Here is an 11,742-nt window from a genome sequence, read left to right on the forward strand (position 1 = left end):
GTGAACGTCCGGCGACACCGGGAACCCGATGCCCGCCAGGGGGTGCCGTCGCGTGGACTTTCTCCTAGGGTCTACCCCGTGCGGCCGCCCGGACAGGGGGTGGCCCGCCCGGAGAATCCCAGGAGAACCCCCACGATGAGATCGACCCGACGACGCGTCCTCGGTGCGGGTGTCGCCGCCGCCGCCCTCGCGACCTTCGCCGCCGGCACGCCTGCCGCGCTGGCCGGGGGCCACGACGACCACCACGGCCGTGGCCACCACCACCCGAAGCCGCCGGCGACGACGACGGTGCAGCTGCTCTCGTTCAACGACTACCATGGTCACCTCGAGGCGACCGACGGTCCGCTGAGCAAGACCCTCGACCCGAGCCAGACCCCGGTCGGCGGCGCCGAGTACCTCTCGACCGCGCTGTCCACGCTGCGGGCCAAGGCCCCGAAGGGCAGCTCGCTGACCGTCGCGGCCGGTGACCTCATCGGCGGCTCGACGTTCCTCTCAGGCCTCTTCCACGACGAGCCGTCGGTCGAGTCGCTCAACGCGATGAAGCTCGACGTCAGCAGCGTCGGCAACCACGAGTTCGACGAGGGCACCACGGAGCTGCTGCGCATGCAGAAGGGTGGCTGCCACCCGACGGACGGTTGCTACTTCCCGTCGCAGCCCTACGCCGGCGCCGACTTCCAGTGGCTCGCCGCCAACGTCGTCCTCAAGCAGCAGGCGAGCAAGGACAAGGACCGCAAGGGCCACCACCACCACGACAAGGAGCGCACGCTCCTGCCGGCGACCTCGGTCAAGAAGGTCAACGGCGTCAAGGTCGGCTTCATCGGCATGACCCTCGAGGGCACCCCGAGCCTCGTCGACCCGGCCGGCGTCGCGAACGTCGACTTCAAGGACGAGGTGGAAACCGCGAACAAGCAGGCCCGCGAGCTGCGCAAGAAGGGCGTGAACTCGATCGTCGTCCTGCTCCACGAGGGCGGCGTCCAGAGCGGCACCTACCAGCAGTGCGTCGGCATCTCCGACCCGATCGCGACGATCGCGAAGACGATGACCGCCGACGTCGACGCGATCATCACCGGGCACACCCACCAGCCCTACACCTGCTCGATCCCGGACCCGAAGGGCAACCCGCGCCTGGTGACCAGCGCCGCGTCCTACGGACAGGTCGTCTCCGAGACCAACCTCGTCATCGACCGCCGCACCGGCGAGGTCGACCGGAAGAAGTCGACCTCGGTCAACCACCTCGTGAGCCGCACCGCCTTCGCGAAGGACGCGACGCAGACGGCGATCATCGACAAGTGGAAGGCCCTGTCGGGCCCGCTCGCCGCGCAGGTCGTCGGCAGCAACACGCAGGACATCACCGGTGACTCCAGCGGCAACCGCGGCATCGAGACCCCGATGGCCGACCTCGTCGCCGACGCGATCCTCTTCGGGACTCAGGCCCCGGCCAACGGTGGCGCCCAGCTCGCGCTGATGAACGTCGGCGGCGTGCGCGCCAGCCTGCTCCTCGCGCCGAAGTACGCGGAGGGCACCGGACAGATCACCTACGCCGAGGCCTACGACGTCGCGCCGTTCGGCAACATCCTCACGACGCTCGACCTCACCGGGGCCGAGCTGAAGGCCGTCCTCGAGCAGCAGTACGTCCCCGGCCGCGCCGGTGGCCGTGACGCGCTCGGGCTCGGTGTCTCGGACGGCTTCTCCTACACGTGGGACGCCACCCAGCCGGCCGGCAGCCGGGTCGTGCCGGGGTCGATGACCCTGAACGGCACGCCGATGGACATGAACGCCACCTACCGCGTCGCGACCATCAACTTCCTCGCCAACGGGGGTGACTCCTTCACCGCGTTCTCCGCGGGGAAGAACGTCCTCGGCGGCAAGGAGGACCTGGCCAACCTCGTCGACTACTTCGGGGCCACGCCCAACCTCACCGCTCCGGCGGACCGCGTCGCCGGGCTCTGACCCGCGAGGCACCGACGAGGGCCGTACCCCACCGGGGTGCGGCCCTCGCCGTGTCCGTGGCTAGGGTGACGCCATGCCGAGCCCGACCCCGCCCACCGCCCCGCGCCGCGAGCACGTCCGCGAGCACCACGGGGACCGGGTGGTCGACCCGTACTGGTGGATGCGCGACCTCGAGGACCCCGCGCTGCGCGAGTACCTCGAGGCCGAGAACGCCTACGCCGAGGCGATGACCGAGCATCTCGCCCCGCTGCGGACGACGCTCTTCGACGAGATCCGCGCGCGGGTCAAGGAGGACGACCTCTCGGTGCCCGTCGCGAGCGGTCCCTGGTGGTACTTCTCGCGCACCGCGGAGGGCAAGCAGTACGCCATCCACGTGCGGGTGCCGCGCACCGACGGGGACCCGCGCCCCGACCCCGAGGGCGCCGCGCTGCCGGGGGAGCAGGTGCTGCTCGACGGCAACGTCGAGGCGGGTGAGTCGGAGTTCTTCTCGCTCGGGGCCCTCACGGTCAGCGCGGACCACAGGCTGCTCGCCTTCGCCGTCGACACCGCCGGTGACGAGCGCTTCGACCTCGTCGTCCGCGAGGTGGCGACGGGCCGCGTCCTCGACGACACGCTGACCGGCATCGGGTACGGGGTCGAGCTGAGCCGCGACGGCTCCTTCGTCTTCTACACCCGCGTCGACGACGCCTGGCGGCCGCACCAGCTGTGGCGCCACCGCGTCGGCGGCGACCCCGCCGACGACGTCCTCGTCCACGAGGAGACCGACGAGCGCTTCTGGATGGGCGTGAGCAGCAGCCGCGACGAGCGCTGGCTCCTGCTCGGGCTCGGCTCCAAGACCACCTCCGAGGTGTGGATGCTCCCCTCGGACGACCCCGAGGGCCAGTGGCGCGTCGTCGCGCCGCGGCGCGAGGGCGTCGAGTACGACGTGGAGCCGGCCGACGACCGGCTGCTCGTCGTCCACAACGCCGACGACCCGGACTCCGACCTCGCGTGGGCGCCGCTCGACGCGACGAGCCACGAGCAGTGGGTGCCGCTGCTGGCCTCCGGCGACGGGGAGCGCTTCGTCGGCGTCGACGCGTTCGACGACGCGACCGTCCTCTCGCTGCGCACGGGTGGCCTCACCGCGCTGCGCGTGCTGCCGCGCGACGTCACCTCCGTCTCCGGCCACGGGACCCCGTGGGACGTCGAGGTCGGGACGGCGGTGCACTCGATCGGCCTCGGCGACAACCCGGAGCCCGACCAGCGGTCGGTCCAGGTGGTCGTCGAGTCGTGGACCACCCCGCGGACGGTGCTCGACGTCGACCTCGCGACGGGGGAGCGGACCGAGCTCAAGCGCCAGCCGGTGCTCGGCGGGTTCGACGCCGCCGACTACGAGGAGTCGCGCGAGTGGGCCACGGCGCCGGACGGCACGCCGGTGCCGGTGTCCGTCGTGCGCCGTCGTGGCGTCGTGGCCGACGGCACCAACCCGGGGCTGCTCGGGGCCTACGGCGCCTACGAGATCTCGTCCGACCCGTACTTCTCGGTCGCACGGCTCGGGCTGCTCGACCGTGGCGTCGTGTTCGCCGTCGCGCACGTCCGCGGCGGCGGCGAGATGGGCCGCCGCTGGTACGACGACGGCAAGCTGCTCGCCAAGCCGAACACCTTCTCCGACACCGTCGCCGCCGCAGAGCACCTCGTCGCGACGGGATGGGTCGCGCCGGACCGGCTCGGCCTCGAGGGTGGCTCCGCTGGCGGGCTGCTCGTCGGCGCCGTCCTCAACGCGGCGCCCGGCCTGTTCCGCGTCGCGCACGCGGCGGTGCCCTTCGTCGACGCGCTGACCACCATCCTCCAGCCGGAGCTGCCGCTCACCGTGGGGGAGTGGGAGGAGTGGGGCAACCCGCTCGAGGACCCGGAGGTGTACGCGACGATGCGGGCGTACACGCCGTACGAGAACGTGCGCCCCGAGGCGTACCCGGCGGTCCTCGCGACGACCAGCCTGCACGACACGCGCGTCTACGTCACCGAGCCGGCCAAGTGGGTCGCCCGCCTGCGCGAGACCGTGACCAACGACCCCGCGACCCACCCGGTGCTCCTGCGCACCGAGCTGTCCGCCGGCCACGGCGGCCGCTCGGGCCGCTACGCCGCCTGGGAGCAGATCGCGTGGGAGTGGGCGTTCGTCCTCGACCGGCTCGGGGCCACCGAGCGCGTCGACGGCCCCGGGACCCTCAGCGGCTGACGAGCACCGGGCAGGCGCTGCGCGAGACGACGCGCAGCGCGCTCGACCCGACGCGCAGGCCCTCGAAGCCGCCGCGTCCCCGCGCGCCGACGACGAGGAGGCTCGCGCCCTCGCTGCTCGCGGCGAGGGCGTGCACCGGGTCGTCGCGCACGACGTGGACCTCGACCTTGGCGTCGGGGTGCTCCGGGCCCAGGGCCGCGGCCTCCCGCTCCACCATCTGCTCGACGCCCGCGACGTAGTCCTCCCAGCTCGAGGCGTCGGCGAGGGTCGGGTCGGTCGCGGCGCGCGCCTGCCAGGCGTGGACGGCATCGACCGTCCCGCTCAGGACGTCCGCCTCCCGGACCGCCGTCCGCAGCGCTCCGACGGAGGACTCGGAGCCGTCGAACCCGACGACGACCCGGCCGCCGGAGACCGGGGTGCTGGCGGCGCTGGTGTGGCCGACGACGAGCACGGGGCAGCGGGCGTGGGTGAGCACCTGCATCGCGACCGCGCCCAGCCCGGCGCGGCTGAGCACCCCGTGGCCGGCGACGCCGACGACGACGAGCGCGGCGGTCTGCGAGGAGGCGACGAGGGAGGTGCTGGCGTAGCCGTCGTGCAGGGCGGAGGTGACGGTGAGGTGGGGATGGGCGGCGTGGGCGCGGGCCACCGCGACGTCGAGGAGCCGTCGGCCGTGGTCGGTGACGACCGAGCGGTCGGCCAGCGCACCGAAGCCGAGCATCGGCAGGTCGGGCGCGAAGGCGTGGAGCACGTGCAGGGTCATCCCGCGGGTGCTCGCGAAGTGGGCGGCCTGGACGACGGCGGCCTCCGAGAGCGGAGACCCGTCGACCCCGACGACGACCCGGGACTGGTTCATCGACTCGTCCTTCCCGTGCAGCACACCCGGCGGCGGGCTGCGACTGCTCGGGAGGTCCGTCGTCGAGGGAGGTGGGGTGCCTCCACCTCCGACGGTCCCACCGGCGCGGCCCGGGCACAAGGACGGATGTCACGTCCTCGCGCACCGGGCCGCGGCGGGTCCGGGGAGCGGGGTCAGCGACGCAGCCACTGCCCGTCGGAGAAGACGTCGAGGACGACGTTCGCGGCGCCGATCGACCCGTTGGACGAGGTCCAGGTCCGGGCCTCGTCACCGTCGGCGACGACGACGGACTCGCCCGTCACGGAGGCCGACCCGCGCCCGAGGACGACGGCCGAGCCGTCGAGGACGCCCAGGACGAGGTCGTGCCGGTCGACGGCCACCGAGCCGTAGAGGCGGCCCCAGCGGTTGTCGGCCGCGAGGTGCGGCACGACGGTGGCGCGCACGAGGCCGAGACCGGTGCGCCAGCGGGCGTCCCCGGCGCGGAAGGCGGCGATGCCGGCGTCCTCGAGCTCGTCGTCGGTCGGGCGGGCGGTCGGCGACCAGCGCTCGCCGACGGCGGCCGAGACGGCGCCGTCGGTGAGGACGACGGGAGTGCGCCGCACGGCGTCGGTCACGGCGTCCCGCACGCGCGGACCGGCGAGGTCGGCGCCGACCGTGGCCGGGTCGTCGCCGACGAGGAGGGCGGCGGTGGCGCCGCGCAGGGAGTCGGCGCGCAGGGTCTCGCGGGTGAGGACCTGCACCGTGCCGCTCCAGCCAGCGTCCCGGGCGGCCTCGGCGTAGCGCGCCCCGAGGGCCGGGGCGTCGCTGCCGAGGGCCAGTACGACGAGGCGCGCGCGGGCGTCGGCGCGCACCGCACGGGCCCGGTCGACGACGTCGGCCATGACGGGGGAGCCGAGGACGCCGCCGCCCACGACGAGCGTGCCGCGCCCGGGGGCTGCCGGGGCGCGCCAGGGCGTCGCCCGCGGGGGCCGGACGACGTGACCGAGGCGGGTCAGGGTGCGGGTGCCCAGGTCGTAGGTCTGGCCCTCGGTCAGGAGGTGGGTGAGGATGCGGCGGGCCGACAGGGTGCGCTCGGCGCCACCCCAGGTGTGCGTGGCCCGGAGGGTCTCGAGGTCGACGACCGAGACCGAGCCCTGGCCGAAGACCCCGGAGAGGAGTCGGTCCTCGGTGGCGCGCACGCCGGTGCCGTAGTCGACGCCGACCCCGACCGGGCTCGCGCCACGGAAGTGCTCGTCCGCGGTCGCCAGCGTCGAGAGCGTGCGACCGAGGCGGCCGCGCTGGTGGAAGTGCTGGTCGTAGATCGCCCGTCGAGAGCCGGTGGCGAGACCGCGCTCGAGGTCGGCGTCGTCACCCCACCACACGAGCGTCGACCCGCGGCGCAGGCCCTCGGCCGGCCCGAGGTCGCCGACGTAGCCGTTGATCATCGAGCGGGACTCGACGGCGGCGCCCGCGCTCGTCCCGCCGAGGACGACCCCCCGCCGGGTCGCGGCGCTGACGGCGCGCTCGGCCGGGCTGGCGGCGAGGACCTGCATCGCGAGGCCCTGGTCGCCGCCGAGCACGAAGATCCCGTCCGTCGCGGGGTCGGCGAGCGCGGTGGCGTTCGCGGGGTCGAGCGCGTCGGCCCGGTCGAGGAGGACGGCGAGGCGCGCGGTGCAGCCGGTGAAGCGCGCCGGCACGGCGCTCTCGCACGCTGCGCGCAGCTGCTCGGTGCGCTCGCCGGCGAGCTCGAGGTTCTCGGCGCGGTCCTCGGGGGCGTCGCCGTAGGCCGACGGCACGACGACGAGGTCGACCGTCGGTCCCGAGGCGCGGGCGGCGGCGGTGCGCGCGAACGCCTCGAGGGTGTCGGTCTCGTAGCCGCCGCCGATCGGCACGAGGACGTCGGCGACCCTCGGGTCGCCTCCCGCCGGCGGGTGCGCCCCGGGTCGGGCGCTCGCGGCGGTGGCGCCGAGCGGGGCGAGGAGGGCGGTGGTCACGAGGGCGGCGCCGAGGACGTGCCGGGCGCGGAGGCTGGCCATGGGCGCACGCTAGCGGCGGGTGGCGACGCGCGCAGGTCCAGGAGCGGCCGGGACGGGCCCTAGGGTCGGGGCATGAGCCTCCTCGCCCTCGAGTGGGATGCCGCCGCCGGCCGCGACGGACGCGGCGCCCTGCGCATCCTCGACCAGACCCTCCTGCCGACCGTGACCGAGCACCTCGTCGTCGAGGACGTCGACACCCTCGTCGACGCCATCGGGCGCCTCGCCGTGCGCGGGGCGCCGGCGCTCGGGGTGACGGGTGCGCTCGGGGTCGTCGTCGCGATGGACCAGGCGGCGGACGAGGGGTGGGACGAGGATCGCCTCCGGCGCGAGGTCGACCGGGTGCGCGACGCCCGGCCGACCGCGGTCAACCTCGCGTGGGGCGTCGACGCCGTCCGACCTCTCGTCCCGCAGGGGCGGGCCGCCGTCCTCGAGGCGGCGCTGCGGGTGGCGCGCGAGGACGAGGCGGCCAACCGCGAGCTCTCGCGCCTCGCGGCCGACTGGCTCCTCGAGCGCACGGGCAAGGAGCGGCTGCGCGTGCTGACCCACTGCAACGCGGGCGTGCTCGCGACCTCGGCGTGGGGCACCGCGCTCGGGGTGGTCCGCGAGCTCGACGCGCGCGGTCTCGTCGACTTCGTCTACGCCGACGAGACGCGCCCGCTGCTGCAGGGGGCCCGGCTCACGGCGTGGGAGCTCGCGGCCGAGGGCATCCCGCACGCGGTCCAGGCCGACGGCGCCGCGGCGTCGACGATCATGCGCGGCCTCGTCGACTGCGCGGTCGTCGGCGCGGACCGCATCACCGCCAACGGCGACGTCGCGAACAAGGTCGGCACGCTCGGGGTGGCCCTGGCCTGCCGGGAGGCCGGCATCCCGCTGCTCGTGGCGGCGCCCTGGTCGACCGTCGACCTCGCGATGGCCGACGGCTCCGAGATCGAGATCGAGGAGCGGCCCGGGGAGGAGGTGACGATGCTCACCGGTGTGCGCGTCGCGCCCGAGGGGACGCCCGGGTTCAACCCCGCCTTCGACGTGACCCCGGCCCGCCTCGTCACGGCGGTGGCCACCGAGCGCGGGGTCGTCGAGCCCGCCGCCGGCGACCGGTTGGACGGCTCGTCCGACGGGTGATGAAGCCTCGCCCTTCAGATCGGCCACATGAAGGTATGATCTTCAGATGGCTGATCTGAAGTCCACTGCTTCACCGTGCGTGCTCATCGGTGACCTCGTCGCGTCCCGCGGGGCCGCGGACCGGCGGCGGCTCCAGGTGCGGCTCGAGGAGGCGCTCACGGCCACCGACGCGCGCTGCCCGTCGGTCTCGGGGCTGCGGACCACCGTCGGTGACGAGTTCCAGGGCACGTACGCGACGCTCGGCGCGGCCCTCGACGCCGCGCTCCGGGTCCGTCTCGAGCTGCTCCCGGAGGCCGACGTCCGGGTCGGCATCGGGCGGGGACCGGTCTCCGACCTCGACCCGGAGCGGGGGCTCGAGGACGGCCCGGGCTGGTGGGCGGCGCGAGCCGCGGTCGAGGCGGTCGAGGAGACGGCCGCCCGCGCGGCGACGCGGTGGCTGCGCACCGGCGTCCGCACCGTCGACGCCGAGGCCGACGCGATGGTCCGTGGGGGCGGTCTCGACGCGACCGGACCGGAGGCGGCCGTCACGGCGGCGCTGCTGTGTCGGGACCATCTGGTTGGCTCCCTCTCGGACCGATCCCTGCGACTCCTGCGAGGACTGATGGACCCCGAGACCACCCAGGCCGAGCTCGCCACCCGTGAGGGCGTCAGCGCGTCCGCGGTCTCGCAGCGGGTCCGCGGCGACGGCATCGGTGCCGTGCTCGCGGCGCACGAGCTCCTCCGGGTGCTGCCGTGACCTGGCTCGGGGTGTGGCTCCTCGGGGTCGGGCTCGCCGACCTCGTCCGCGGCGGCGGTGCCCACCCGTCGGCCGAGGGGCGTGCGCGCCTCGCCGGCGTGCTCGGGGTCGTCGGCGCCGCCGTGCTCGGCGGGCTCTGGTCGCCGCTCGACGTCGTCGTCCTCGCCGCCTCGCTCGTCGCGCTGCTGCTCTGGCTGCGCTGGTCGCAGCAGTCGCTGACCACCGGCAGCGGCCACGTCGCCGCCCTCGCCTCGCTCGCCGGGGGCGCGGTGTGGCTCGTCGGGCTGTCGGGGTGGGCCGGCGACGTCGGCGGCCCGCTCGCCGCCTGGCTCGGCTGGGCCCACGTCCCGGGGGTCCTCGTCGGCGTCGAGCCGGGGCAGGTCCTGCTCGTCGCCGGCCTGCTGCTGGCCAACCTCGCGACCGGCAACGTCGTCGTGCGCCTTGTGCTCGTCGCGATCGGCGCCGCGCGACCGAGCGGCCACGTCGCCTCGGCACCAGGGCCCGATGCGTCGGAGCAGCTGCGCGGCGGGCGGCTGCTCGGCCCGATGGAGCGCGTCCTCATCATCGGTCTCGGCCTCGCCGGTCAGCTCGGCGCCGCCGGGCTCGTCATCGCCGCCAAGGGCCTCATCCGCTTCCCCGAGCTGCAGAGCAAGCGCTCCGAGCGCGAGTCGGTCGACGGCGTCGGCATCGACGAGGTGACGGAGTACTTCCTCGTCGGGTCCTTCGTGTCGTGGCTGCTCGCGCTCGGTACGCTCGTCCTCGCCCGCTGAGGCCCGCTCGCCCCCGCGGCTCGGGCCTCGTCGGCGCGACCGCGCCATGCCGGGGTGGTCTCGTCGTGCCGGGGTGGTGTGGCAGGTCGGCGGAGCGAGCTCGGCTCGGCGAGGCGAGGTCAGGTCGGCGAGGCGAGGTCGAGGCGGCGTGACGGGGTCGGGGTGACCTCGCGATGCCGGGTCGGCAGGGCGAGGTCGGGGCGGCAGGGCGAGGTCGGCGCGACCTCGCGGCGGTAGGCCCGCTCAGACGTCGATGATGCGGCCCCGGTACTCGGCCGGGAAGTCGGCCGTCGTGTCGCCCGCGACGAGCAGCCGGTAGGTCATCGCGGCCGCCTCCTCGAGGTTGAGGGCACGGCGCAGGGCCATCGGCACGGTGTCGCCGAGGGTCGAGCAGCCGTGGTGGGCGAGGACGACGGCGTCGTGGTCACGGGCCGAGTCGGCCGCCGCCCGGGCGAGCTCCTCGGTGCCGGAGGGGAGGAACGGCACGCGTCCGGCGGAGCCGAGGTAGTACTGGTGGTCGAGGGTCGTGAACCGGATGGGCGCCCCGAGCAGGTCGACGAGCAGGACGTGCTGCGGGTGGAGGTGGACGATGGCGCCCACGTCCGGACGGGCCGCGTAGGTGCGGGCGTGCAGCTTCCACTCGACCGAGGGCCGCTCTGCGCCGCCGCGGTGCTCGCCGTCGAGCGACAGCTCGGCGAACTCCTCGGGACGCAGGCGGTCCAGCCACGTCCCGGTGCCGGTGACGATGAACGCGTCGGTGCCGGGCAGCCGGGCCGACAGGTTGCCGCCCGAGGCCTGGACGAGGCCGCGCTCGACGACGTGCCGCCCGGTGTCGACGAGCTGCTCCAGGAGGTCGGCGCGGGTCGGGGTCATCAGGTGATCATGGCGCACGCCGGAGCGCGGGCCGGGTCAGGCGCGCACGTACCGCGTGAGGAGCACGCCGTGGGGGAGCGGAGTGCTGCTCGCGAGGCGCCACGCGGCGGAGTCGGTCGCGCCGCGCACGAGCGGGACGCCCTCGCCGAGGAGCACCGGGTTGACCTTGAGGTGCAGCTCGTCGACCTCGTCGAGCAGCTGGCCGGCGAGGTCGCCGCCGCCGCAGAGCCAGACGTCGAGGCCGTCCTCCTCGGCCTTGAGCGCGCGGACGAGGGCGACCGGGTCGTCGTGGACGACCGTGACGGTCGGGTCCTCCGGCAGGTCCTCGCGCCGGGTCACGACGTACTGCCGCAGGTGCGGGTAGGCGCTCGTCAGGCCCGCGTCGAGCGCGGGCTGGTGGGTGGCGCGACCCATGACGACGGTGTCGAAGTGCCGCGGCGGGGCGTCGACCCCGAGCGCGGCCCGCACGTGCGCCGGGCAGGTCTCCGGGTACTCCGCGAAGAGCGCCGCGAGGGTGTCGGGCGCGACCGGGAAGGCCGAGGCATCCCCGGCGGGGTCGGCGATGAAGCCGTCGAGGGAGGTCGCGACGTAGTAGACGAGGCGGCGCACGGTGCTCCTGGGGTCGGTGGTCGTGGTGCGGGGCCGGACGGCCGCCGTCGACCGTACGCGCAGAGCCGGCCCCGTCGCACGCCGGTTTGCTCGAGCGCAACGGACGGCGCCGCCCACGACCGTGGGCGGCGCCGCCGTGCGGACGCGTGCGCTCAGACCGTGGCCGGCTGCTTGGCCTCGGCCTCGATGCTGCGGCGCGAGCCGCTGTGGTTGACGCTGATCTTCCGGGGACGCGCCTCCTCGGCGACGGGGATGGTCAGCGTGAGGACCCCGTCGGCGTAGTCGGCCGCGATGCGGTCCAGCGCCACGCCGTGGCCGAGGGTCAGCTGTCGGGCGAAGGTGCCGGTCGGGCGCTCGTGCGAGAGCCACTGGACCTCGCCGCCCGGTGCCTCGCGGCGCTCGGCCCGGATCGTCAGCGTCCGGTCCTCGACGTCGACGTCGATCGACGCGGGGTCGACGCCGGGCAGGTCGATCCGCGCGACGAAGGCGTCGGCCGACCGCACGAGGTCCATCGGCATGGCGGTCGTCGCGGGGCGGAAGCTGCCCGTGAGCATGCGGTCGAGGTCGCGGAACGGGTCGAAGGTGGTGGCCATGGGAACCTC

The 11,742-nt window shown here is 75.0% G+C and carries 10 protein-coding genes; 5 read left to right on the top strand and 5 right to left on the bottom strand.

Going from position 1 to position 11,742, the window contains the following annotated elements; genetic code table 11:
- The first annotated feature begins 135 nt into the window (after nt 1-135).
- Nucleotides 136-1,950, top strand: coding sequence for a bifunctional UDP-sugar hydrolase/5'-nucleotidase (locus tag J3473_RS00815; protein WP_207021516.1), 1,815 nt, complete (start codon nt 136-138; stop codon nt 1,948-1,950).
- A gap of 73 nt (nt 1,951-2,023) precedes the next feature.
- Nucleotides 2,024-4,165, top strand: coding sequence for a S9 family peptidase (locus J3473_RS00820; protein ID WP_207021517.1), 2,142 nt, complete (start codon nt 2,024-2,026; stop codon nt 4,163-4,165).
- On the opposite strand, the gene J3473_RS00825 is transcribed toward J3473_RS00820, so the two are convergent.
- Together J3473_RS00825 and J3473_RS00830 are read right to left on the bottom strand one after the other, a co-directional pair.
- A complete protein-coding gene (locus J3473_RS00825) occupies nt 4,155-5,018 on the bottom strand; it encodes a universal stress protein (RefSeq protein WP_207021518.1) in 864 nt (287 codons plus the stop codon). The two genes, J3473_RS00820 and J3473_RS00825, sit on opposite strands and share 11 nt — an antisense overlap.
- A gap of 173 nt (nt 5,019-5,191) precedes the next feature.
- Complete coding sequence (locus J3473_RS00830) at nt 5,192-7,033, bottom strand: Type 1 glutamine amidotransferase-like domain-containing protein (protein ID WP_207021519.1); 1,842 nt, start codon at nt 7,031-7,033, stop codon at nt 5,192-5,194.
- Nucleotides 7,034-7,105: 72 nt separating this feature from the next.
- On the opposite strand from J3473_RS00830, the gene mtnA reads away from it, so the two are divergent.
- The 3 genes from mtnA to J3473_RS00845 are packed head-to-tail and all read left to right on the top strand — an operon-like array spanning nt 7,106 to nt 9,658.
- A complete protein-coding gene (gene mtnA, locus J3473_RS00835) occupies nt 7,106-8,152 on the top strand; it encodes an S-methyl-5-thioribose-1-phosphate isomerase (protein ID WP_207021520.1) in 1,047 nt (348 codons plus the stop codon).
- Nucleotides 8,153-8,198: 46 nt separating this feature from the next.
- Nucleotides 8,199-8,888, top strand: coding sequence for a SatD family protein (locus J3473_RS00840; RefSeq protein ID WP_207021521.1), 690 nt, complete (start codon nt 8,199-8,201; stop codon nt 8,886-8,888).
- A complete protein-coding gene (locus J3473_RS00845; RefSeq protein WP_207021522.1) occupies nt 8,885-9,658 on the top strand; it encodes a hypothetical protein in 774 nt (257 codons plus the stop codon). The genes J3473_RS00840 and J3473_RS00845 overlap by 4 nt, the downstream gene beginning before the upstream one ends.
- A gap of 243 nt (nt 9,659-9,901) precedes the next feature.
- Here the strand turns inward: J3473_RS00845 and J3473_RS00850 are convergent, their stop codons facing one another.
- From J3473_RS00850 to J3473_RS00860, 3 genes are all read right to left on the bottom strand, one after another.
- The gene (locus J3473_RS00850) at nt 9,902-10,531 is read right to left on the bottom strand and encodes a class II aldolase/adducin family protein (RefSeq protein WP_207021523.1); all 630 of its coding nucleotides are present in this window, start codon (nt 10,529-10,531) and stop codon (nt 9,902-9,904) included.
- Nucleotides 10,532-10,567: 36 nt separating this feature from the next.
- Nucleotides 10,568-11,140 (bottom strand): dihydrofolate reductase family protein, encoded by a 573-nt coding sequence (locus tag J3473_RS00855; RefSeq protein ID WP_207021524.1) that lies wholly within the window; start codon nt 11,138-11,140, stop codon nt 10,568-10,570.
- Nucleotides 11,141-11,292: 152 nt separating this feature from the next.
- Entirely contained in the window at nt 11,293-11,733 is a 441-nt protein-coding gene (locus tag J3473_RS00860; protein WP_207021525.1) for an Hsp20/alpha crystallin family protein, read from the bottom strand.
- Nucleotides 11,734-11,742: the final 9 nt, after the last annotated feature.

The sequence above is a fragment of the Phycicoccus sp. DTK01 genome, assembly GCF_017312765.1.
GTDB classification, from domain to species: Bacteria; Actinomycetota; Actinomycetes; order Actinomycetales; family Dermatophilaceae; genus Phycicoccus; species Phycicoccus jejuensis.

Coding starts and splice junctions, on each gene's coding strand:
- J3473_RS00815 (WP_207021516.1), top strand. CDS start 136: ATGAGATCGACCCGACGACGCGTCCTCGGTGCGGGTGTCGCCGCCGCC.
- J3473_RS00820 (WP_207021517.1), top strand. CDS start 2,024: ATGCCGAGCCCGACCCCGCCCACCGCCCCGCGCCGCGAGCACGTCCGC.
- J3473_RS00825 (WP_207021518.1), bottom strand. CDS start 5,018: ATGAACCAGTCCCGGGTCGTCGTCGGGGTCGACGGGTCTCCGCTCTCG.
- J3473_RS00830 (WP_207021519.1), bottom strand. CDS start 7,033: ATGGCCAGCCTCCGCGCCCGGCACGTCCTCGGCGCCGCCCTCGTGACC.
- mtnA (WP_207021520.1), top strand. CDS start 7,106: ATGAGCCTCCTCGCCCTCGAGTGGGATGCCGCCGCCGGCCGCGACGGA.
- J3473_RS00840 (WP_207021521.1), top strand. CDS start 8,199: ATGGCTGATCTGAAGTCCACTGCTTCACCGTGCGTGCTCATCGGTGAC.
- J3473_RS00850 (WP_207021523.1), bottom strand. CDS start 10,531: ATGACCCCGACCCGCGCCGACCTCCTGGAGCAGCTCGTCGACACCGGG.
- J3473_RS00860 (WP_207021525.1), bottom strand. CDS start 11,733: ATGGCCACCACCTTCGACCCGTTCCGCGACCTCGACCGCATGCTCACG.